The 22,648-nt window shown below is 27.3% G+C and carries 23 protein-coding genes and 3 pseudogenes; 23 read left to right on the forward strand and 3 right to left on the reverse strand.

Annotated elements, in window-relative coordinates:
• Nucleotides 1-20: 20 nt before the first annotated feature.
• Nucleotides 21-1,304: a branched-chain amino acid transport system II carrier protein gene (gene brnQ / locus LEQ07_RS04710; protein ID WP_263329711.1), complete on the reverse strand. Its 1,284-nt coding sequence runs from the start codon at nucleotides 1,302-1,304 to the stop codon at nucleotides 21-23.
• Between the two features lie 900 nt (nucleotides 1,305-2,204).
• Here brnQ and yjeM point away from each other — a divergent pair.
• From yjeM to LEQ07_RS20050, 10 genes and pseudogenes are all read left to right on the forward strand, one after another.
• Nucleotides 2,205-3,749: a glutamate/gamma-aminobutyrate family transporter YjeM gene (gene yjeM / locus LEQ07_RS04715; RefSeq protein ID WP_046824154.1), complete on the forward strand. Its 1,545-nt coding sequence runs from the start codon at nucleotides 2,205-2,207 to the stop codon at nucleotides 3,747-3,749.
• A gap of 306 nt (nucleotides 3,750-4,055) precedes the next feature.
• Entirely contained in the window at nucleotides 4,056-4,493 is a 438-nt protein-coding gene (locus LEQ07_RS04720; RefSeq protein WP_263329712.1) for a hypothetical protein, read from the forward strand.
• Between the two features lie 101 nt (nucleotides 4,494-4,594).
• A complete protein-coding gene (locus tag LEQ07_RS04725; RefSeq protein ID WP_263329713.1) occupies nucleotides 4,595-4,792 on the forward strand; it encodes a hypothetical protein in 198 nt (65 codons plus the stop codon).
• 117 nt (nucleotides 4,793-4,909) lie between these two features.
• Complete coding sequence (locus LEQ07_RS04730) at nucleotides 4,910-6,097, forward strand: trans-sulfuration enzyme family protein (protein ID WP_046824152.1); 1,188 nt, start codon at nucleotides 4,910-4,912, stop codon at nucleotides 6,095-6,097.
• 340 nt (nucleotides 6,098-6,437) lie between these two features.
• The gene (locus LEQ07_RS04735; protein WP_442952399.1) at nucleotides 6,438-6,860 is read left to right on the forward strand and encodes an RNA polymerase sigma factor; all 423 of its coding nucleotides are present in this window, start codon (nucleotides 6,438-6,440) and stop codon (nucleotides 6,858-6,860) included.
• A gap of 116 nt (nucleotides 6,861-6,976) precedes the next feature.
• A pseudogene (locus tag LEQ07_RS22395) lies at nucleotides 6,977-7,372 on the forward strand (DUF4179 domain-containing protein); the annotation flags it as partial.
• An 84-nt stretch (nucleotides 7,373-7,456) separates the two neighbouring features.
• Nucleotides 7,457-7,732 carry an RsiV family protein gene (locus tag LEQ07_RS04745; RefSeq protein ID WP_263329714.1) on the forward strand — a complete coding sequence of 92 codons (276 nt, stop codon included), beginning with the start codon at nucleotides 7,457-7,459 and terminating at the stop codon, nucleotides 7,730-7,732.
• 378 nt (nucleotides 7,733-8,110) lie between these two features.
• Nucleotides 8,111-9,558 (forward strand): annotated as a pseudogene (locus LEQ07_RS04750) (phosphoenolpyruvate carboxykinase (ATP)).
• Nucleotides 9,559-9,755: 197 nt separating this feature from the next.
• Complete coding sequence (gene hpf, locus LEQ07_RS20045; protein ID WP_317852014.1) at nucleotides 9,756-10,049, forward strand: ribosome hibernation-promoting factor, HPF/YfiA family; 294 nt, start codon at nucleotides 9,756-9,758, stop codon at nucleotides 10,047-10,049.
• A 106-nt stretch (nucleotides 10,050-10,155) separates the two neighbouring features.
• Nucleotides 10,156-10,293, forward strand: coding sequence for a sigma 54 modulation/S30EA ribosomal C-terminal domain-containing protein (locus LEQ07_RS20050; RefSeq protein WP_317852015.1), 138 nt, complete (start codon nucleotides 10,156-10,158; stop codon nucleotides 10,291-10,293).
• 425 nt (nucleotides 10,294-10,718) lie between these two features.
• Here the strand turns inward: LEQ07_RS20050 and LEQ07_RS04760 are convergent, their stop codons facing one another.
• The gene (locus LEQ07_RS04760) at nucleotides 10,719-11,525 is read right to left on the reverse strand and encodes a DUF308 domain-containing protein (protein WP_263329715.1); all 807 of its coding nucleotides are present in this window, start codon (nucleotides 11,523-11,525) and stop codon (nucleotides 10,719-10,721) included.
• A gap of 307 nt (nucleotides 11,526-11,832) precedes the next feature.
• Between LEQ07_RS04760 and LEQ07_RS04765 the strand changes: the two genes are divergently transcribed.
• From LEQ07_RS04765 to LEQ07_RS04820, 12 genes and pseudogenes are all read left to right on the forward strand, one after another.
• The gene (locus LEQ07_RS04765; protein WP_263329716.1) at nucleotides 11,833-12,033 is read left to right on the forward strand and encodes a YjgN family protein; all 201 of its coding nucleotides are present in this window, start codon (nucleotides 11,833-11,835) and stop codon (nucleotides 12,031-12,033) included.
• A gap of 138 nt (nucleotides 12,034-12,171) precedes the next feature.
• Nucleotides 12,172-12,609 (forward strand): biotin/lipoyl-binding protein, encoded by a 438-nt coding sequence (locus LEQ07_RS04770; RefSeq protein WP_263329717.1) that lies wholly within the window; start codon nucleotides 12,172-12,174, stop codon nucleotides 12,607-12,609.
• A 101-nt stretch (nucleotides 12,610-12,710) separates the two neighbouring features.
• Nucleotides 12,711-13,241, forward strand: a complete 531-nt coding sequence (locus tag LEQ07_RS04775; protein WP_263329718.1) for an efflux RND transporter periplasmic adaptor subunit — start codon at nucleotides 12,711-12,713, stop codon at nucleotides 13,239-13,241.
• Between the two features lie 130 nt (nucleotides 13,242-13,371).
• On the forward strand, nucleotides 13,372-13,845 hold the full coding sequence (locus tag LEQ07_RS04780) for a hypothetical protein (protein ID WP_263329719.1): 474 nt from the start codon (nucleotides 13,372-13,374) through the stop codon (nucleotides 13,843-13,845).
• A gap of 450 nt (nucleotides 13,846-14,295) precedes the next feature.
• The gene (locus LEQ07_RS04785) at nucleotides 14,296-14,988 is read left to right on the forward strand and encodes an iron-sulfur cluster assembly scaffold protein (RefSeq protein WP_046824144.1); all 693 of its coding nucleotides are present in this window, start codon (nucleotides 14,296-14,298) and stop codon (nucleotides 14,986-14,988) included.
• A gap of 22 nt (nucleotides 14,989-15,010) precedes the next feature.
• Nucleotides 15,011-16,008, forward strand: a pseudogene (locus LEQ07_RS04790) (GGGtGRT protein).
• A gap of 214 nt (nucleotides 16,009-16,222) precedes the next feature.
• The gene (locus LEQ07_RS04795; protein WP_052952114.1) at nucleotides 16,223-16,639 is read left to right on the forward strand and encodes a hypothetical protein; all 417 of its coding nucleotides are present in this window, start codon (nucleotides 16,223-16,225) and stop codon (nucleotides 16,637-16,639) included.
• A gap of 322 nt (nucleotides 16,640-16,961) precedes the next feature.
• Entirely contained in the window at nucleotides 16,962-17,402 is a 441-nt protein-coding gene (locus LEQ07_RS04800) for a nitrogenase component 1 (RefSeq protein ID WP_263329720.1), read from the forward strand.
• A complete protein-coding gene (locus LEQ07_RS04805; protein ID WP_263329778.1) occupies nucleotides 17,399-18,190 on the forward strand; it encodes a nitrogenase component 1 in 792 nt (263 codons plus the stop codon). The genes LEQ07_RS04800 and LEQ07_RS04805 overlap by 4 nt, the downstream gene beginning before the upstream one ends.
• A 116-nt stretch (nucleotides 18,191-18,306) precedes the next feature.
• Nucleotides 18,307-18,831, forward strand: coding sequence for a hypothetical protein (locus LEQ07_RS04810; RefSeq protein WP_046821735.1), 525 nt, complete (start codon nucleotides 18,307-18,309; stop codon nucleotides 18,829-18,831).
• A gap of 134 nt (nucleotides 18,832-18,965) precedes the next feature.
• Nucleotides 18,966-19,502 carry a hypothetical protein gene (locus tag LEQ07_RS04815; RefSeq protein ID WP_263329721.1) on the forward strand — a complete coding sequence of 179 codons (537 nt, stop codon included), beginning with the start codon at nucleotides 18,966-18,968 and terminating at the stop codon, nucleotides 19,500-19,502.
• A gap of 187 nt (nucleotides 19,503-19,689) precedes the next feature.
• Nucleotides 19,690-20,511, forward strand: coding sequence for an N-acetylmuramoyl-L-alanine amidase (locus tag LEQ07_RS04820; protein WP_052951945.1), 822 nt, complete (start codon nucleotides 19,690-19,692; stop codon nucleotides 20,509-20,511).
• Nucleotides 20,512-21,026: 515 nt separating this feature from the next.
• On the opposite strand, the gene LEQ07_RS04825 is transcribed toward LEQ07_RS04820, so the two are convergent.
• Nucleotides 21,027-21,446, reverse strand: a complete 420-nt coding sequence (locus tag LEQ07_RS04825; RefSeq protein WP_046821737.1) for a flavodoxin — start codon at nucleotides 21,444-21,446, stop codon at nucleotides 21,027-21,029.
• Nucleotides 21,447-21,642: 196 nt separating this feature from the next.
• Between LEQ07_RS04825 and LEQ07_RS04830 the strand changes: the two genes are divergently transcribed.
• Entirely contained in the window at nucleotides 21,643-22,362 is a 720-nt protein-coding gene (locus tag LEQ07_RS04830; protein ID WP_046821738.1) for a ribonuclease H1 domain-containing protein, read from the forward strand.
• Nucleotides 22,363-22,648: the final 286 nt, after the last annotated feature.

The following is a 22,648-nucleotide window of genomic DNA, read 5'->3' on the forward strand; positions in this document are numbered from 1 at the left end:
AAACCTACCCTTATTTTATGTTAAAGAGATGGGGTAGTGGTAGCTTTTGATTTAGTTGGAATGAAGCTAAATACTATTCCTCCTATTATAGCTGGTAAAATCCAGTTAAATCCTAAGCTTGCAAGTGGAATTTGATGAACAAATTGTATGCTTAATCCTAAGCTATCTATAACATTAAGTAAACTTATTAAAAGTGTTGCATAAGCTGCACCTTTTAATGTCATATCATTAGGAATAATCTTTTTAAATATATTCATAACTACTAAAACTATAGTTACAGGATAGATTAAACTTAATATAGGTATTGCTATTTGTATAATTTTATCAACACCAAAGTTTGAAACTATTGCACTGAATACACAAATAAATATAACTATATGCTCATATTTTAACTTTTGATTAGTAAAATCTTCGAAAAACTTACCTGTAACAGAAGTTAAGCCTATTGAAGTCGTAAGACATGCAAATCCAACTACAACAGCTAACATAATAGTTCCGGTACTTCCTAATAACTGATGAGTAATATTTATAAGTAAAGCTGTTTGAGATATATTTGTATCGTATAAGCTAGAAGCTGTAGCCCCTAAGTATGTTAATCCTCCGTAAACAACTGTAAGTCCAACACATGCTATTAAAGCAGATTTTATTGCTAGTGATATATTTTCATTTTTATCTGTATAACCTTTACTAACAAGAGAAGTCATAATTAAGGCTACTATTCCGCCTATTCCTAAGGCATCCATTGTTTGGTATCCTTGAGTAACTCCTGTTATAAAAAGATCTGAAGAATTAACATCTTCTAAATTTCCTATAGGAGATACTATGCCCTTTACTATTAAAAATGCAAGTGATAGTAATAAAATTGGAGTTAAAAATTTACCTATTATATCCATAACTTTAGTAGGTTTTATTGTAAGTAAAAGTGTTATAGAGAAAAATATCACAGAGAATAAAACAGGGTTAAAATTTTTTGTAAGTGGTAATACACTCATTTCAAATGTTGTTGCTCCAGTTCTTGGAATAACTAATATAGGACCAAGGCATAACATCATTAAAAATTCCAAGGTAATTCCAAACTTCTTACCAGCTCTACCTATTACATTTTGAAGACTTCCAGCTTTAGAAATTGCAATTATTGATAATAAAATTATTCCAACATCAGCGAATATGAAACCTAAAAAGCTTATTAACCAGCTACTTCCAGAGGAAATACCTATATATGGTGGGAATATTAAATTTCCTGCTCCAAAGAACATCGAGAATAGAGCAAATCCTATTATTAAAATATCTTTATTTTTATTCATAATTAAACCTCTTTTCTTAATAATTTATAAAGTATATGCAAAAGGCCACATAGTGGATACTATGCAGCCTTTTTTGCCTAGGATTAAAAAAGCCACATAGTATATCTATGTGGCCTAAGTACAAGCTAAATTTAGCCATCATAGATACAAACAATTTTCCGTTTGTACCTATGATTTTCGATTTATATCATAAATACAAACTTAACTATAATAGCTAAAATAAAATTTATTAAATTGTAAGTTGTTAGTTAAGTTTATATTAATCATTTTCATTTAATCTCCTCATTAAAATTTGTTTTTGTTAGAACTAATTATATGAGTTAATTATAAAAAATGCAATAGTGAATTTAAAAAAATTAAAAAATTAAAAAACTTTAAAAACTTTAAAAAATAAGAATTAAAAGAAAAATAAAAATTAAAAAAACTTTAAAAAATTTTAATACTAAGTTTAGAGAAATTTGAAGGAAAGAAATTAAAAATCTATAAAATTGATTAAAAATAATATAGAACTAGTACATTAAAAATAAAAAATCGTCTAAAAATTAAAAGTAAAAATTTGAACATGATAAATTTAAATAAAAAATATAATTTTATGAAAAGTATAATAGAAATATGTAGAAAAATGAAAAAAACACTAGTTTTTTATTAAAATCACTCAATATATAGTCGAAAACAATAAAAAATAACGAAATTTGGGATATAAATGTTTTAAAGAAACATTTTCAAATGTCGTATTTTTTAGAATAGTAGAAAAAATTACAATATTTAAACAAAACTAAAATCTATTGAAAAGCAAAAATAATGATGATAATCTAACAATAAATAAGGGGCTGATAAACTAATGACATAAGTGTTATTAATTTGTCAAAAATAAAGAAAACATATTTAAGGGGGATTTACATGTCACAACCAAGCAATAATAATGTTAAAAAGCTTACGCTAGTACCATTAATACTTATGATATTTACATCAGTATTTGGATTTAGTAATATGCCAAGAGCATTTTACCTAATGGGCTACGCAGCTATACCATGGTACGTATTAAGTGCTGTACTATTTTTTATTCCATATGCATTTATGATGGCGGAATATGGGTCTGCATTTAAAAAAGAAAGTGGAGGTATGTATTCATGGATGGAAAAATCTGTAGGAGCTAAGTATGCTTTTATAGGTACATTTATGTGGTATGCTTCTTATGTAATTTGGATGGTGAGTGTTTCTTCAAGTTTATGGATACCATTGTCAAATGCTATATTTGGAACAGATGTTACAGGAAGTTGGAGTTTATTTGGATTAACATCAGTTCAAACTTTAGGGATATTAGGGGTAATATGGATAGCCGTTGTTACATTTATAGGGGCTAAAGGTGTTGATAAAATAAGTAAAATAACTTCTATAGGTGGAACAGCTGTTGCATTACTTAATATAGTATTACTTGTTGGAGGAGTTTTAGTAGTTGTTTTAACAGGAGAATTAGCACAACCGATAAGTAATGTAGCTCAATCCTTTACTGTATCACCAAGTCCTGATTACCAAGGATTTATACCTGTTTTATCATTCTTAACATTTGCAGTATTTGCATTTGGAGGGCTAGAAGTTTTAGGAGGACTTGTTGATCAAACTGAAAATGCTGAAAAAACTTTCCCTAAAGGCCTTGCAATATCTGCAGTAGTTATTTCTGTAGGATATGCAATAGGTATATTTGCATGTGGTATGTTTACGAACTGGAGTGAAGTATTATCTGGAGAAAATGTAAATATGGCAAACGCTACATATGTATTAATGGCAAACTTAGGATATAAAATGGGTATAGGGTTTGGATTATCTGAAAGTATATCTTTAACAATGGGAGCTTGGATTGCTAGATTTGTTGGACTTTCAATGTTCTTAGCATTAACAGGAGCATTCTTTACATTAACTTATTCTCCGCTTAAAACTTTAATACAAGGAGCACCAAAAGAGTTATGGCCTGGTAAATTAGGAGAATTGAAAAATGGTATGCCTGTAAATGCTATGAAAGTTCAAGCTATTATAGTAATATGTATTATTTTATTAGTATCTTTTGGCGGAAGTAATGCAAAACAATTCTTTACAATATTAACTTTAATGACAAATGTTGCAATGACCATAACATATATGTTCTTATCAGCAGCATTCCCAGCATTTAAGAAAAAGCAATTAAAGGGAGAAATACCAAAGGAATATGTTGTGTTTAAAACTCAAGCTAGTGCTACTATATCAGCTATAATAGTAACTGGAATAGTAGGATTTGCTAATGTATTTACTATAATAGAACCTTTAATGGATTCTCCTGCAAGAGTAAGTGATACATTAACTATGGTAGGTGGACCATTAGTATTTGCATTGATAGGATTTGTATTGTTTACAGTGTATGAGAGAAAACATAGTTTAAAAGAAAGTAAAAACGAAAAAGTTGTAGGATAGATAAAAAAGGAGAGGTGATTACTCTCCTTTTTCTACGCTTAATAAAATTACACACACTAAGGAATTGTTGATAATTTATTAAACCTAGTTAGAACAATAGATTGTACTTTAGCAACGGTTGAAGTATCTCAAGCAAAGCAAATTTTTTGTAAATAGTTTTAGAAAATTTAAAATTATTGTATAATAAATTGAAACTATAATTTAGTATTTAAGGATGTGTGTAAATGAGTGTAAAAATATATGATAAGGATAACCCGAGTTTAGTGAACTCTATGGTATGTGCAATAGACATACTTGGATTTCTCAATGATAGTAGATTCTTGTGAAGAAGGATATGGAGATAAACTACTTAAAGAAATCAATTATCTTATAAATAAAAATAAACAATGCATAATCCCTAATAAATATAGTAAAGGAAAGATTAAAATATTTACTGATAATATGGTTGTTGCATATCCTATAAATGGAGATGGAGAAGAAGAATTAGATGAGATATTAGAAAATGTATCAGAGTATCAGTTTAACTTATCTTTAGAAGGTTTATTTGTAAGAGGCGGAGTTAGCGTTGGAGATTTTTATATAAATGATGATATAGTATTTGGCCCAGCTCTTCTTGATGCACATAATACAGAAAGTAAGGTATCTTGTTATCCAAGGATAGTATTAGATGATAAGACTGTAAAAAGGCTACAAAAATATATAAACTATTATGATGTAGCTCCACAAAAAATAAGATACTTATAGATAGTGATGGGCAGTGGTTTTTAAATTACTTAAATACTATATTTAAATATTACACAGAGTGTAGTAATGAATATGAATTTGAGAGAGTTCAACAAGAGCTATTGTTTAGACATAAAAAGAAGCTTGAAGAACTATTAAACAAGCATAAAACAAATATAGTAGTTTGGGATAAGTATGTTTGGACAGCTAATTATCATAATTACTTCTGTGATTTACATTTCCCAGAGGAAAAATGGCTTAAAATAGCTAAAAAAGATTTATTATCATGGCCAAGACAAATTTTAAATAGCGATATATAATATAAAAATAGCTGTATTTAGTATAAAATGGACTAAATACAGCTATTTTTAATTTTTAAAAGGATATGCACATAAATGCATCAAACTTTATAAATAAGTTTGTTTAGGAGGGGTTTTATGAGAGAAAGTAATTACTATGAAACTATGCTTTTGCACTATGGTGAGGATAAAAAAGATTATGAAGGAGCAGTAGTACCACCTATCTATCAAAATAGTTTATTTACTTTTGAGGACTGGGATTCTATAGATAAAGCTTTCGATGATCCTGTAAATAATTGCATATATACAAGAGGAAAAAATCCTACTGTATCAATTGTTGAAGAAAAGCTATCTAAATTGGCAGGTGGAGAAAAAGCAAAGCTATTTACATCAGGAATGGCGGCCATATCTTCTGCCATTATGCACTTTGTAAAACCAAATGGACATATAATTACATTAAAAAATATATATGGACCTGCGAATAACTTCATGGGGAGTTATTTAAAAGAAAAAATGAATATAGAAATTACATACATATCAGGAAAAGACATAAATGAGTTTAGGGAAAATATAAAAGAAAATACTTGTTTAATATACCTAGAAAGCCCTTCAAGTGTAGTCTTTAGTTTACAAGATATAAATGAAATTTCAAAACTTGCAAAAGAACATAATATAAAAACTATTATAGATAACACTTGGGCCACACCTATATATCAAAAACCTTTAAAAATGGGAATAGATTTAGAGGTTCATTCTTGTTCTAAATATATAGGAGGACACAGTGATATAGTAGCAGGAGTTGTAATAGGGAGTAAAAAAGATATAAAAGATATATTTGAAAAGGAACATGCTTTGTATGGTGGGAAAATAGCTCCATTCGAAGCATGGTTAATAATGAGAAGTTTAAGGACATTGCCTATAAGATTAGCTAAACATCAAGAAAATGCACTACAAGTTGCAAAATTTTTAGAAAGTCATCCAAAAGTAAAAAAAGTATATTATCCAGGAATTAAAAGTTTTGAGCAATATGAATTAGGAAAAAAACAAATGGATGGATATACAGGACTAATGGCTATAGATTTAGATTGTAAAGACCTTGATAAGATAAAAGGATTTGTAAATAGATTAGAGTATTTTTACATAGGCGTAAGTTGGGGAGGATTTGAAAGCTTAGTTTATGCTCCGGCTATAAGTTATTTAAAAGAGATGACTCCGGACAAGTTTGATGCTATGGGAATTAGTTTAGGAAGCATAAGACTTTCTATAGGATTAGAAAATTATAATGACTTAATATGTGATTTAGAAAAAGCGCTTAGCATATTATAAATTAAAATTAGAAAAACTATTAAAAATGAAAGTGAAGTTTTTAGAGTATCATTACATAATGATACTTTTTACGCAACGGACGGAGTCGTTGGCGACATAAAGTGGTTCCCAGACGTAGTCGCTCAAGGAAGCAAATTTTTTATTGATGAAAACTAAGCTAAATAACAAATTATATATTAAATTAAAAAAATTAAAACTTTTTAGTATGTATAAAGCGTCTATATATATGTAAGGTGAAAGGAGGTCTATAGATTTAGATGAAATTATTGAGCTCAAATAAAAAATTAAAGAAAAGAAAGTTAAAGACTATATAGTAAATAATCAAGAAGGTTTTTACAAGATAGCATATAGTTATGTAAAAAATCAAGATGATGCATTAGATATAGTACATGATTCTATATGCAAAGCACTTTCAAAATTAGATTCTCTTAAAGATGAAGAAGCTATTAAACCATGGTTTTATAAAATTTTAATAAATAGTTCTATAGACTACATAAGAAAAAATAGTAAGTATGTAACTTTAGAAGAAGAGTTGTTATTTGATGAACGCAATTCAAATGACACATATACGGATATAGATCTTCAAAGAGCATTAGAAAAACTGCCAGAAGAATATAGAGTTATTATAGTTTTAAGATACTTTGAAGATATGAAAATAGATGAGATAGCAAATGTACTGTCACAAAATACAAATACAATAAAAACTAAACTTTATACTGGACTTAGAAGACTTAAGATGAAAATAAAAACAGAAGATTATTAAGGAGTGAAGTTTATGAAGGATATAGATAAAATAAAAAATTAAAACAAAATTATAATGATATAAAAATACCTGAAAATTTAAATGAAGTTGTAAATGATGCTATAAATTCAAAACACATAAATAAGAGGTTTAATAAAAAATGGATAGTAGCTGTAGCATCTGTATGTGTTGTTATAGGAGCAGTTAATATAAATAAATCATTTGCACAAAACTTAGAAGAAATACCTGTAATAGGCAGTGTAATAAAGATAATAAACTTTTCTAATTATCAAATAAAAGAAGATGGATACGAGGCATCTATAAAAGTACCAAAAATTGAAGGTTTAGATAATAAAGATTTAGAGTATAAATTAAATAAAGAATTTGAATCGGAAGGTAAAAAATTATACGATCAATATCTACAAGAGGTTAAATCTTTAAAAGATTCTAACTCAGCAGGTCATAAAGCAGCAGAATCATGGTATGAAGTTAAAACGGATAATGATAAAATACTATCTTTAGTAATATACAATTATGAAGCACAAGGTTCTTCTAACACTACAAGAAAATTCTATAATATAGACAAGAAAAATCAGGTTATATTAACACTAGAAGGTATGTTTAAAAATGACAAATATATAGATGCTATAAGCGATAATATAAAAGAGCAAATGAAAAATCAAATGAAGCAAGATGAAAATAAAATATATTGGTTAGATGATAAAGAAATGGGAGATGAAAATTTTAAATCTATAAATAAGAATCAAGATTTTTATATAAACAAAGATGGAGAGCTTGTTATTTGCTTTGATAAATACGAAGTAGCACCAGGGTACATGGGATTAGTTGAATTTACAATTCCAAATGATATTGTACAGCCACTGATGAATTAGGGAGGATAATAATGGAAACGAGAGCTTATATTAGGGTTTTGTTTATTATAGGGTGTATAGGACTATTTTTAACCATATTTATGATGGTTCCTAGTTTAACTATTTAAAATTAAGGTATTAATATGTAAAGGGTCTATTAAGGAATGGGCTCTTTTTTTATGTAAAATAATAGTTAGAAAATAAATTGTATGAAAGAATATAAAAAATATGTAAAATTAGTAGACATTTTGGAAAAAATGATATACTAATAATGTAAAAAAGATACACTAATTAAAGGTGGAGGGGACGTATGTTTAGTATAAATAATATAATGATGGGTTATTTGGAAAGGTTATAGTAAATCCAACTAGAAAAGAATTAAGAGATTTAGCAAAAGATATGGAAAAAACAACAGAGTTTAAAAGTGCTAGTTATATAAGTGAAGTTAGAAGTAGAAGTGCTAAAAATACTTATATAGTGGATGAAATAAAAACTGGCGTAGATCAACAAGAAATAAGTAAAGCTAAAGCTGATGAAATTGCAGCTAAAGTATTTGAATATATAAAAGATAAAGAAATGATAAGAGTAGATAGAAAAATGGGTATGAGCGATAAATTTTCATATAACTGTAGATTATATATATCTAAAAAATATGCAAGAATAGCTCACATGTGGAACAATACATTATTTAATCCAACTGATAGTGAAAATCCAGATTTAGTAAGTATATATGTTCCAGAATGGCCAGAAAGAATAATGTTTGCATACCCAGAAAGTGGAGTTACGTTTATACTAGGAAGTGACTACTTTGGAGAATCTAAAAAATCTTTCTTAAGAATGGCTATGTATAAGGTAAAACAAGCTGGAGGATTAGGATTCCATGCAGGTAGTAAAGTCCTTAGAGTATATGATAAAAACAAAAAATTAAAAGATGTTGGTTTCATAATGTTTGGACTAAGTGGAACAGGAAAAACAACATTAACTATACATGATCATGAATTAACTGGAGAAGAAAAAGCTATAGTAAGACAAGATGACGTTGTATTCATGGATGAAAAAGGATATTGCGTAGGAACTGAAAATGGATTTTATATAAAAACTGAAGGATTAAATCCAGAACAACAAAGTGTTTTATACAAAGCCGCTACTAGTGAAAATGCAGCATTGGAGAATATTAAAGTTTATGAAGATGGAAAAGTAGATTTTTATGATACAAGTTTAACTTCAATGGTAGAGGAGTTATATTAAGAGAAGAAATAGATACAACAGATGACACTGTTAATTTAGAAAAGGCAAATAAGATAATATTTATAACTAGAAGAAAAGATGTAGTACCGCCTGTAGTTAAGTTAGATCCAAAACAAGCTTTAGATACATTTATGTTAGGAGAGTCTATAGAAACTTCAGCAGGAGATCCAACAAAAGCAGGTCAATCAAAAAGATGTGTTGGAACAAATCCATTTATAATGGGACCTGAAATAGAAGAAGGTATAAAACTTAGAGAAATATTACAAAACAACCCTGATATGGAATGTTTCATACTAAATACAGGAAGTGTAGGAGCTAAAGGTGATTTTGATGGTGAAAAATTAACTATCAAAGTATCTACTACTATAATGAAAGAAATAGCAAGAGATAACATAGATTGGGTAGAAGATGAAGAATGGGGTTATATGGTTCCTTCAAAAGTAGATGGAATAGATATAAATAAATATAATCCAAGAAATTATTACACTAAAGAAGAATATGATAAAATTGCAAATAAATTAAAATTAGAAAGAAAAGTGTGGTTAGCTAAATACGAAGGGTCTCCAGAAGAAAAAATAGCTGCTACTGTTTCAATATAATAAAGAAAGAGCTGTCTTTTTAAGATAGCTCTTTTTACATTTGGTAAAATACCCCACAATTAATATTATACCACGAAAAAATATAAAATATAGAATGGAAATCTGGAAGAAGTTGCTATAGAATTAAGGTAAGTTAAATATAAAACCTTACAAAAGATTAAGTATTTAACAATTGTTTATACAAGGAGGTACTACTTATGAATATAAGAGTAATCGGTAAAAATATAAATCCAACAGAAAGCATCAACGCTAAGATTGAGAGTAAGATGGAGAAATTACAACAGTACCTAAACGTAGATACAGATGTAAAAGTTACTATAAGCACTGAAAAAGAAAAACAAACAGTTGAAGTAACTGTATTACCAATAAAAGGACCTATAATAAGAGCAGAAGAAGGTCAAAAAGATTTATACTCAGCTATAGATGGAGTTTATGATAAGTTATATAAACAACTTAGAAAGTATAAAACTAGATCAAAAATAGAAAAATAGTCATCAAAGTATAAGATTTGAAAACATAGAAGATTATAATTTTGAAAGTAATATAGATGAAAAAGATATTCACATAGAAAGAGTTAAAAAGTTTTCAATAAAACCTATGAGTAGTGAAGAAGCAATACTTCAAATGGAATTGCTAGGACATGATTTCTATATGTTTAGAAATTCAGAAACTGATAAAATAAACACTGTATATAAAAGACATGGATTAGGATATGGAATAATTGAGGAACAATAAAATAAAAATCGATTGCTTTATTGCAATCGATTTTTTTTATGCTTAAGAAAATTGTACTTAACTAATTTTGTGGATAACTTATGTAAAATAATGATACAAATATTTGACATTAAAGTAAAAATAAGTAATATTAATAACATAAAAATTTAAAAGTAGATTTTATATTAAGCTATTTTCTTATAAGCAGTTATTTAACTGTAGTTTTAATTTTCCCAAAAGAGTTTACTCATCATATATATGTAGGATTAATTGGTATGTTGGTTTGCTGCTATTTAAATATAAAAACATTAAAAACATTAATAGCAAATCCGGCTAATATTAAATCTATAAAAAAGAAGATAATGGATACTCTAGAATTATTATTGCATCTATACTTCTACTGATAATGTTAATTATAAATTTATATTTAATTATTTGTATATTTTTTATAAATTTTTCTTTTCTATTACAATAGTGTTTTTTCTTCTAAATAAAATTTCTAAGTAATTATAATATGTTCCAGGAGTTATGATTCCATTAACTGCTATTAAATCCAGGCCAGCTGAACCTACAATTGTATCAGCTAATCTAACACAATTTGCAGTTAAAGTAAAATAAGTTTTAAAATATCCAGATTTAAATTTATAGTACTTACAATTTGCCTCAAGATACATTATATTTGTCTCATCTGGATAATATTCATTTGGACTGAGTTGAGCTGGACATTTACACAAATAACAATTAGATTTAATTTTATTTATTCTATTTTTTATTAACTCATGTTGAGCTTTAGTTAAAGCTAATGTAAAACCAATTAATGATCTATTAAATTGCGTATTCAAAATTTCGATATATTTATCAGTTTCAACTTCAATTAAAACACCATCACTTACAAGTGTAAATAACCTATTAGAGCTACTGTCATAAGTTCCATATGAGTATGTAGTGTTTAAAAATGCATAGATACCTATTATTCTAATTGCTGAAATCCTAAAAAATTCAGGATAAAACTTTATAGATAGTGAAAGTATTATATACAATATACCTAAACTAAGCTTGCTTAACATCGTATTTTTTCTATTAAATATATAAGATAGTATATGTAAAACTCCTATAATTAAAAGATATATTGATACCATATTTAAAGTTAAATTACTTATAAATCTTATATTAAAAAGAACTACTATTCCAAATATAAATACAGATATAGAAGATAATAATATCGTAAATGGCGAAATAGTTTTTACTTTCATGAAAACCTCCTAAATTAAATTATGTAAATTTGTATAAAAGAATTACACCATTAAATATAGACAAGTAAAAAATAGAGTTAATTTAGATAATTCATAAAAAAATTTAAATTTAAGATTTAATTAAGATTAATTTAAAGTTTAGTTTATAGACTATAATTTCACATAAGTATATAATATAGACATAGACAACGAAGGAGGAAAATTAGATGAAATCAAGATTTGAAGGTAATATTTTAGGTTTTATAGGAGTTAATATTTTAGCAGCAATTATAATTTTTTTACAATAGGAATAGCAACTCCATGGGCAATGTGCATTAAGTATAGATGGGAAATAGATAACACTACAATAGATGGGAAAAGATTACAGTTTGTAGGAAGTGGAACTGATTTATTTGTACATTATATAAAGTGGTGGATACTTACTATAATAACTTTTGGGATATATGGATTTTGGCTATATATAAACTTAATCAAATGGAGAGTTGAAAATACAGAGTTTATAAATTAATGAGGATTTTATCCTCATTTTTTGTGTTTAAAGTTAAAAACTTGTAACCTAATTTAGAGCACAATTTGAATGACAAATTATACCAAACTACTATATAATAAACATATAAAAGACAAAATATACTTTGGGGGGATTTCTTTGAAAAAAAGCATAAATCTAAATAAAAAGAAAGCTATTATAGGTGGAGTGGTAGTAATAGCTGTTTTTATGGTGGTTTTTTTAGGAATTAAAATAAAAAATAATATGAGTAATGTAAATGAAACAGCTCAAATTCCTGAAATATACACTGTTCCGGAAAAAGAAAAGATTATTATAGATGGAAAGGTTATGCCAGGAAAGTCAAAAGATTTTTTTGCTGAACCTAGTAAAGGAGACATAGAAAATATAGCAGTAGAAGATGGGCAAAAGGTTGATCAAGGGCAGGTATTATTTACTTATAAAAATGAAAATATTTCTCCAGAAATTGATAATTTAAAAGAACAAGTAACAATGAAAGAAGATCAACTAAAAGTTATTCAAGATGAAATTTTAAAAAAAAGCATTGAGGAAGAAATAACTAAATTAATGATAAGATAAAAACAATTGAAGATAAAGCTAGTTACTCAGTAGAAGCTCCTTTTGCAGGTAAGGTATATTTAACTCATCAAAATAGCAGTGAAAATGAACCTGCTCCAATTATGACGTTAGACTCTGAAGATCTTTATGTAAAAGGACAAGCCAGTGAACAAGATTTATCAAAGATAAATTTAAACCAAGAAGTACAAGTAATGGTAAACTCCACTAAAGAAAAGGTAAAAGGAAAAGTTACTTTTATAGGAGAGAGACCATCAGTTGATAAAATTGCATCTAAGAAGGATTCAAAACAAAGTCTATCTTACTATGATATAAAGGTTAATTTTTTAGAAAATCAAGATTTAAAAAATATCAAAAATGGATTCCATGTTCAAACTACTATAGAAGTGCTTAATAATCCTATAAAAGTTCCATATACTTCATTGTTACAACAGGATGAAAAGAGATTTGTATATAAGGTTATAGATGGAATTGTATATAAACAAGAAGTTAAAACTGGGGAAACTAATAATGAATTTGCGGTAATAACTGAAGGTGTGGGAGAAAAAGATAAAATAATCAAATCTTCAAATAATAAAAACATAAAAGAGGGAGAAAATATTTATCCTAGTAAAGAAAATACAATTGAAGATTAGATGATTTTATGAAAATAAATATAAAAAAATGATTATTTGTATAACATTTTGTAGAAAACATGCATATATATTATTAAGATGTTGATATTTATATATCGCATTTAATAACATAAAAAGGGTGAATAATTTTATGACATGTAACTACAAAAATAAGTTTAATAAATGTAATCCAGGTTGTAATGAGGAATGCTTAAATGACTGTAGTGAGTGTAGTAAGTACCAACAATTAGCTCATGAAAAATGTGAACAAGCTAACTGTATGATAAACAAAGCTAGTAAAGTTGCTCAGCAAGCTAAACAAGCAGAACAAAGAGCTGATTGTTTAAAACAACAAGCACTAGAAGAATGTGCAAGAGCAAATTGCTTATGGGAAGAATATAGAAGATTAGCTAAACAAGGTGAATCTTTAATGAATGAAGCTAAAAACTGTATGGAAGCAAGTGTAAAATGCTATAAAGATTGTTACAAAGAAGATTTTGGGTGTAATATGGCGGACTATGGATATAAACCATGTTTAAATGAAAATCATGGATGTAATCATGAGTGCAATCACGATTGTAGTCATGTAAATAAGTGTAGTCACAATGATAGTTGCGAATGCTAATAAATAAAATGTATTAATTAAGAGCAACACTATTTAAAATATAGTGTTGCTTTTGATTTGTTACAAAGGTTAAATAAGAAAAGTAAGAAAAATAAGAATATTAGGTATTATATATCTAATATTGATTTAATTTTAACATAGTCATATAATAAATTCATAATAAATTTTCAAAAATTTTACTTTTAATATTTAGTTTGTATGGAAATCCTAAGTATGAGGTGATTTAATATGAAGGAAAATAATATCAAAAAAAATATTAAAAGTAAAACTTACAAAAAAAAAGACGAAAAGAATTAACTCTGTTGTAAACTCTGTATTAAGTGAAAGTACTAGCAAGTCAGACCCAGATGGACACTATACAGGATGTCCTAAAGGAGAAGCGACTAGACCAATACAAGATGTAGATGATTTATAACAAGAGAAAAATTACACCGAGGAAGGAGATTTCTTATGATTTACACAACAGAAATCACAAATATGTGTAAAATAAACAAAGGACCAAACCATGGACCAGCTCCAATACCAGAAGAAGGTAAATGGGTAAAAGCAACTCAAATTACAGATATATCAGGATTAACACATGGGGTAGGATGGTGTGCCCCTCAACAAGGTGCATGTAAACTAACATTAAATGTTAAAGAGGGTATAATTCAAGAAGCCTTAGTTGAAACAATAGGATGTTCAGGTATGACACACTCAGCAGCAATGGCGTCTGAAATTCTTCCAGGAAAAACTATACTAGAAGCATTAAATACAGACTTAGTATGCGATGCTATAAATACTGCTATGAGAGAATTATTTTTACAAATAGTATATGGGAGAAGCCAAACTGCGTTTTCAGAAGGTGGATTGCCTGTAGGAGCTGGACTTGAAGACCTTGGAAAAGGACTTAGAAGTCAAGTTGGAACTATGTATGGAAGTCTTGAAAAAGGACCTAGATATTTAGAGATAGCAGAAGGATATATTACTAAATTAGCATTAGATGAAGATAACGAAATAATAGGATATGAATATGTTCACCTAGGAAAAATGATGGAAATGGTGGCTAAGGGAATTGAAGCAAATGAAGCTCTAGAAAAAGCTAAGTCTAATTATGGTAGATTTGATGAAGGTGCTAAATTTGTTGACCCAAGACATGAATAAATAATAAGGAAGGTGAACTATAATGGCTTTATTTGAAAGTTATGAAAGAAGAATAAATCAAATAACTCCAGTATTAGAAAAATACGGAATTAATTCTATAGAAGAATGTAGAGAACTTTGTAAATCAAAAGGATTTGATCCTTATCAAATAGTTAAAGATACTCAAAACATAGCTTTTGAAAATGCATGCTGGGCATATACGTTAGGGGCAGCTATAGCTATAAAAAAAGAGTGCAAAAAAGCAGCAGAAGCGGCAGAATCAATAGGAGAAGGATTACAAGCGTTTTGTATTCCAGGTTCTGTTGCAGATGATAGAAAAGTTGGTCTAGGACATGGAAACTTAGGTGGAATGCTTTTAAGAGATGAAACTAAATGTTTTGCATTTTTAGCAGGACACGAGTCTTTTGCAGCAGCTGAAGGGGCTATAAAAATAGCTGAAAAAGCTAATAAAGTAAGAAAAGAAGATTTAAGAGTTATATTAAACGGACTTGGAAAAGATGCTGCATATATAATATCAAGAATAAATGGATTTACATATGTACAAACTGAGTTTGATTATTATACAGGTGAATTAAAAGTAGTAAAAGAGAAGGCTTTTTCAAAGGGTGAAAGAAGTAAAGTAAAATGTTATGGATGCGATGATGTTAGAGAAGGAGTTGCAATTATGCACCATGAGGGAGTGGATGTATCTATAACTGGTAACTCAACTAATCCAACAAGATTCCAACATCCAGTAGCAGGAACTTATAAAAAGGAATGCTACCAAGGGGGTAAAAAATATTTTCAGTAGCTTCAGGAGGAGGAACAGGAAGAACTCTTCATCCTGATAATATGGGGGCTGGACCGGCATCTTATGGTATGACTGATACTATGGGAAGAATGCATTCTGATGCACAGTTTGCTGGATCTTCATCTGTACCAGCTCATGTTGAAATGATGGGACTTATAGGTATGGGAAATAATCCTATGGTTGGAGCTACAGTTGCAATTGCAGTTGCCGTAGAGGAAAGTTTTAAATAAATTTTAGTGGGTGTAAAATAAAAAGGTAGTGATTAAAATTTTTAATCACTACCTTTTTATTTTAAAATATTACAATTTCACATTTTATTATAAAAATATATAATAGTATTTAATGATTCATATAAGTACTTTAATAGAAAAAAACTATACTAAGAGACTATCGTTCATAAATACAAATCAACTTGATATAATAGAAGAAAAGGGGGGGGTTATTGTGAATTTAAATTCAATGGATTGCAGATTAGAAGAACAAAAGAAAAAGGTTATACAAGAATATAGATTACATTTAAACTCTAATTGTAATTGGGAATATATACACCCGAAAGGAAAGTATCAGCCTATTGAATATTTTTCACAGAAATTTGTGGAAAAACATTCTGCACTTGCTATGGTGTTTCAAATACATAAACTTTGCTTTGCTAAGATTAAATATTTTGAAAATAACGTAGATGATTTTATACCATATTCATACTCCTTTAAAGATGGATTTCAAAGATGTGAAATGCATAAAGTTCAATTTTTATACCACATATATAGTCACTATATGATTGGAATTGCTGAACTTCAAAATATAAAAGATATAGAAGAATTTAAAAAATTATGTGCTTATTTAGAAAGCTTTAAAAATTAATTTTAAAAAATAAAAAAATATGATAGAAATTAAAAAATGGGTATAAACAAAATAAACTCTTAAATAAGTAGTATTAAATGTAAAAGCTTATATATGGGACAATCCAATTATTGCTTTTGAAAATTGTGAATTTTTAAATGATTTAATAAAATTATATAGATAAAATTAAGAATATAAGATAGTATATAAATTATTTAAAGTAAATCTTTTCCAAAATAAAATTCCTATATGTAAGCTAAAAACAGCTTTTAACTTATTTATACAATCTGTATTTAGTGATTGGATAAAAACTTTATGTTGGCACCATTGGAGGAATTATATTATGGATGAAGAATTTAAATATTTAAAAATACCTGATGATAAAATAGGGATGATATGGACGCTATCTTGCATAAGTGATATATGTGTTATTGAATTTGGAACACATATAAAGACTCATCATGTTGTAGAAAATATAAACAAAATATGCGATGATAATAAATGTAAGATATATTCTATACATATTGACGAAGAAGAAAATGTTTGCAATGTATTTGAGAAATTGAAAGATACTATTATAAATTTAGCTAATGAGGTTAAACCTAAATATATTTTTATAGTAGAATCTTCTCAGCCATGTATGATTGGTGAAAAGATATTAGATGTATGCAAAGATTTAAAAGAAGTTGCAAATTGCAAGTTACTACCTATAAATATGAGCAATTTAAATTATGACTATAATATAGGGCGAGAATTTGCATTAGAATTTTTAGCTAAAAAATAGTAAAGCATAATGAAAAAGATATGAATAAATACAACATAATAGGATTTAGTATTGATAAATACAATTATTTAGCAGATATAAAAGAGTTACAAAGGATGATGAAAGAATTATTTAACAAAGAAGTAAACACTATGTTTACAATTAACGCTAGCATTGAGGAAATCGAAAATGCATCAAAAGCATCACTTAATATAGTGGTTAGAAAAGATGCATTAAAAGCTGCTAAATATATGGAAGAAGAGTATGGAATTCCATATATTTATGTAAATTTATATGGATTTAAAAATGCTATAAAATTTATAGAATCTATAAAGAAGATAGATGGATATAAATTAGATGAAGAAAAATACACTTATGAAATGGATCAAGTAAAAAAGAGATTACTTCAAGTAAAAAAGAAATTTTACTTTTATAAAGGAAGTAAAGACTGCGCTATATTTGGGGATTTTGATACTGTTTTAGGAATTAGTGAGATGTTAAAAGAATTAGGCTTTAATGTTGATAAAAAAGAAATTATTTATAAGACTTGTGATGATGCAAATATTGTAAATGAGAAGGCATATCTAGAAACAACAAAATACTTAAGCGATAAAGAGCTATTGATACTTTTAGGGGATAGAGTTAGTATCGATATGAGACATAAATCTAAAAAAGATTTACAAATAAGCAATACTAGTTTAGATTTAGTTGATAAATGCATTGATACACCTTATATTGGGTTCAAGGGATGCATGTATATAATTAATCAGATTTTAAATATAGATATAAATAGTGAAATAGAAGCTTAAATAGCTTCTATTTTTGTTTTAAAATAGAAGAAAATGTTAACAAATATATTATTTAGGCATATTATATAGTACAGATAAAAAATCTGTAGAATAAATAAAAGGGTGTGTATTTATCTATGAGTTGTAAAAAAAATATATGGAATAACTGCGAAAGTAATAAATGGGACAACGTATGCTATTACAAATGTAAAAATGGATGCTCTAAAAATTGTAATAAAGATATAGCTAAAACAAAATGTATTATAGATGATATAAGAGCTAAAAATAATTTATTAGGTAAAGACTTAAAAGATGCTAAGGAAAATCAAAAAGTTGTTAAATGTGCTTTAGATAATATAGATGATAATGTAGCTAATTTAGTTAAAGATATAGGGAATATAGAAGATGCCTTAATTAATGCTGTAAAGAGCTTAAATTGTATAATAAAAGATTTAGACAAAGCTATACCAGCACAAAATGCAGCATTAGAAGACATAAGAGATGCACAAAATAAACAAAAAGATTTAAAAGATTTAATAGACAACTTAGAATATGCCTTTGATAATACAGTAGAATGTTTAAAAGAAAAAGATGGAAACCCAATATTAATACCTTGGGATGATTGTAATGAAGAAAAACCAGACTGGGGTTGCGGTTGCTAGTTATACAATACTTTAGGAATGTAAATATATTTACATTCCTTTTTTGTGGGGTCAAAAAGTAAACAAAAGTATGTGTTAGGCATAATATGGATTACAGGCTAAAAGCTTAAAAATTTGTAAGGGGGATTTTAAAGATGAGTTATAAACAAAATGGTTGGAATGAATGTGAAAATATAAATAAATGGGAAAATGTATGTTATTACAAATGTAAGGATCATGGTTGTGATGGAGAAAATTGTAAAAAAGATATAGAGAGAACAGAAAATATTATAGATAGTATAAAAGTAAGAAATGAAGAATTAGGAAATGACTTAAGAAATGCTAAGGAAAACCAAAAAGAAGTAAAATCAGCCCTAGTGGCAATTAATGATAATGTTGGAAATTTAGCCAATAATTTAGGTGAAATAGAAGCTGCATTATCACAAGCCGCTTGTGAGTTAAAGTCTATAATGGATGAACTAGAAAAAGCTGTTCCAGCGCAAAATGCAGCTGTTAAAGATATAAAAGATGCACAAGATAAACAAAAACATATAAGTGAATTAGCTGATGAGCTAGAAAAATCATTTGGAAAAACTGTTAATTGTTTAAAGAAAAGAGATAAACCACCAGTATTAATACCTTGGGATGATTGCGAGGATGAATCTGAAGGATCTGGATGCGAGTGTGACTAATAACTAAAATAAAAAAGGTGTATTCAAATTTACTTGAATACGCCTTTTTTATTTTAGTTATTAGTTTAATAAAACTTGAGAACAACACTCATAAAATGTCAAAAAATAAGGGTGTTGAAAAAATGAAAAATTATGTATAATAGTTTGTGTAGTAAAAATTACACAAAAGTTAAAAAGGAGGAATATTTTGAAAATTACGACAATAAGAAAAGGTGTAGTAGCTGTAGTTTTATCAACAGCATTTATGTCGACAATGACAGTTTCTCACGCAAATAATTATAAGGTGTTCATAGATGCAGGCCATGGTGGAAATGATAATGGATCTGCTTATAATAATAGAATCGAAGATAATTTAAATCTTCAAATAGCTAATAAAGTTGAAACAAAGCTAGAAAAACGTGGAATAGATGTTATGACTAGTAGAAAAAGTGATGAATATGTGTCACTAAGAGAAAGAACAAATAAGTCAAACTTAGCAGATGTTGATATGTTTGTATCTATTCATCAAAATGCAGCAGAAGATACAACTACAAAAGGTATAGAAACTTTTTATTATAACGATGAAAATAAAGAGTTTGCAGATGTAGTTCAAAGAAGTTTATTAAGTAGCACTAATGGACTTAATAGAGGAGTTAAAAAAGGAAACTTACAAGTTTTAAGAGACAATGAAGCTCCAGCAGTACTTGTAGAGTGTGGGTTTATATCTAATGAGGATGAAGGAAATAAGTTAACAACTAATGAATATCAAGAAAAGGTAGCTAATGGTATAGTCGACGGAGTTATTTCTAATTTAGGATTTAAAGATGAAAAAGGTATTAAGGTTAATAAGAATGTAGCTATATCTTTATCTGATGGAGTTTGTGTAAGAAGCGGAAGAGGTAGTATGTTTAACACAATAGGATACTTATCAAAGGGCGAAAAAGTTGAAGTTTTAGACACTAAGTTTGATTGGCATAAAATAAAGTTTAATGGACAATGTGGATATGTATCTAATGTTTATGTAAAATAATAAATAGCATTTAAAAGGTTATCTAAGAAATTAGATAACCTTTTTTTGAGTCAACAAATTATATGCATGATTATTTTACATCGATGAGATGAATTATAATCATGCATATAGTTTTACAAAAATAAGTTCTATAGGAAACAAGAATGGAAGGACATTTGCAGGATTTTATATAAATAATAGTTTCATGAATATACAATAACTGAAATTGGGTAGGCTACAAATTAAATTACGAAAAACAAAAAGGACTGTTACAATTGATAAATTGGGGAACAGTCCTCTTTGAAATTTGTTTGTTTTAGGAAATATACAATATTTTAAAATATAGGCTTACTTATGAGCTGAGTGAAATGATATTAATTATCATTGTTCTAATAAAATGATAATTGTTTTCAATTAAAAAGTCAATATTAAATTGAATAAATTTTAAAAACTTAATATAAAAAATAGAGCTAACTTTTTAGCTCTATTTTTATGAACATAATAATTTTAGGATAAATTTATTGACTTTAAAAAATTTATAATTTAGCTATATTTTCTCCGAATTTAATACAAAGGTCTTTGTCATCACCTTCGGGAGCTTCGTTTACTATTACTGATTCTAATGGAAGTTCAAACCCGTATGAATCCATTTGTTCTTCCCATTTTTTCATCCATTCACCATCGCCCCATCCATAAGATCCGAATAAGCATACTTTCTTACCTGCACCTAGACCTTTTAAAGATTCGATGAAAGGCTCAAAGTCAACCTCTTCTAGATTTTCATCACCCATTGATGGGCAACCTAGTATTAATATATTTTCATTTTTTAAATCATCTACATTTACTGACTCTACTCTTAAAAGTTCAGCTGACTTACCTTGATTAGATAAACCACTACTTATAAGATTTGCCATAGTTTCTGTATTACCAGTACCACTCCAATATATAATTTTCATAGTTTTACCTCCTAAATGGAATTGATAATTAATATCAATTGCTTAACTTAATGATAATTGTTTTCGATTACTGTGTCAATATAAAAAGTTAAAATATAGCAAAAAAGTTTATAAAGTTTATAAAATATTTGAAAAATTAATAGATTCATAATAATATTAAGTTAGAGATAGGAAACTAAAGATAGGAGAGTATGCTGTGAGTAAAAAATTTTATGCAGTTAAAGTAGGAAAAAAACCGGGAGTTTATACAACTTGGGATGAATGTAAAGAACAGGTTAATAAATTTCCAGGTTCTATATATAAGAGTTTTAAAACGTTAGAAGAAGCTGAAAAGTTTGCAGGAATAAAGGTAGAAAATATATCAAAGAAATCTAAAACTAATGTTAAAAGTAAATCAACATCAGAATCTAAAGACAAAGAATTAAAGCCAATAAAAAGTAAAGCAAATGTAGATTACTTTGAAAACTACATTGAACCAGAAGATATAAAATGTAATTATGATATGATAGCTTTCGTCGATGGAAGTTATGATAGAGTATCAAAAACTTTTGGATCAGGTATTGCAGTAATTGATATTGAAAAAGATTTAATTCAAGAATATAAAACAGCAGGACATGATAAGTGGGATCAATGGAATATAGTAGGTGAAATAGAGGCTGCTAAATATGCTATAAAATTAGCCCATGATAAAGGACTAAAAAAGTTATGTATATATCATGATTTAAAAAATATTTCACTTTGGGCGGCTGGAGCTTGGCAGGCTAAAAATGAATACACTCAATCATATGTTAGATTTGTAGAAGATTACAGCAAAGATTTATCAATAACATTTATAAAAGTTAAAGGACATAGTTGTAATAAATATAATGATATAGCAGATAGATTAGCTAGAGAAGCAATAGAAGAATATTTATAAATAATAAAAACATAACTAGAAAGGATTACTTTTAGGTAGTCCTTTTTTATTTGTATTTTATTATACTTTAATAAATAATATAAAATTTAAAAATGGAATATTAGAATTGAAAATATTAATAAAATATATTAAATTAAAAATATTGGAAATGAAATTAAATATTTTAATCAAATTAGTGACAAATATTATTCTCATGTATATACTTATATTAAATAAAAAATTAAAAGGCGGGTTAATTGTGGAGAGTATAAAAAACTTTGAAAAACCTAAAAATTTATGGAATAAA

Source organism: Paraclostridium sp. AKS73 (assembly GCF_025671395.1).
GTDB classification, from domain to species: domain Bacteria; phylum Bacillota; class Clostridia; order Peptostreptococcales; family Peptostreptococcaceae; genus Paraclostridium; species Paraclostridium benzoelyticum.

Coding starts and splice junctions, on each gene's coding strand:
- brnQ (WP_263329711.1), bottom strand. CDS start 1,304: ATGAATAAAAATAAAGATATTTTAATAATAGGATTTGCTCTATTCTCG.
- yjeM (WP_046824154.1), top strand. CDS start 2,205: ATGTCACAACCAAGCAATAATAATGTTAAAAAGCTTACGCTAGTACCA.
- LEQ07_RS04720 (WP_263329712.1), top strand. CDS start 4,056: ATGATAGTAGATTCTTGTGAAGAAGGATATGGAGATAAACTACTTAAA.
- LEQ07_RS04730 (WP_046824152.1), top strand. CDS start 4,910: ATGAGAGAAAGTAATTACTATGAAACTATGCTTTTGCACTATGGTGAG.
- LEQ07_RS04745 (WP_263329714.1), top strand. CDS start 7,457: ATGTTTAAAAATGACAAATATATAGATGCTATAAGCGATAATATAAAA.
- hpf (WP_317852014.1), top strand. CDS start 9,756: ATGAATATAAGAGTAATCGGTAAAAATATAAATCCAACAGAAAGCATC.
- LEQ07_RS20050 (WP_317852015.1), top strand. CDS start 10,156: ATGAGTAGTGAAGAAGCAATACTTCAAATGGAATTGCTAGGACATGAT.
- LEQ07_RS04760 (WP_263329715.1), bottom strand. CDS start 11,525: ATGAAAGTAAAAACTATTTCGCCATTTACGATATTATTATCTTCTATA.
- LEQ07_RS04765 (WP_263329716.1), top strand. CDS start 11,833: ATGTGCATTAAGTATAGATGGGAAATAGATAACACTACAATAGATGGG.
- LEQ07_RS04775 (WP_263329718.1), top strand. CDS start 12,711: ATGACGTTAGACTCTGAAGATCTTTATGTAAAAGGACAAGCCAGTGAA.
- LEQ07_RS04780 (WP_263329719.1), top strand. CDS start 13,372: ATGACATGTAACTACAAAAATAAGTTTAATAAATGTAATCCAGGTTGT.
- LEQ07_RS04785 (WP_046824144.1), top strand. CDS start 14,296: ATGATTTACACAACAGAAATCACAAATATGTGTAAAATAAACAAAGGA.
- LEQ07_RS04800 (WP_263329720.1), top strand. CDS start 16,962: ATGGATGAAGAATTTAAATATTTAAAAATACCTGATGATAAAATAGGG.
- LEQ07_RS04810 (WP_046821735.1), top strand. CDS start 18,307: ATGAGTTGTAAAAAAAATATATGGAATAACTGCGAAAGTAATAAATGG.
- LEQ07_RS04815 (WP_263329721.1), top strand. CDS start 18,966: ATGAGTTATAAACAAAATGGTTGGAATGAATGTGAAAATATAAATAAA.
- LEQ07_RS04825 (WP_046821737.1), bottom strand. CDS start 21,446: ATGAAAATTATATATTGGAGTGGTACTGGTAATACAGAAACTATGGCA.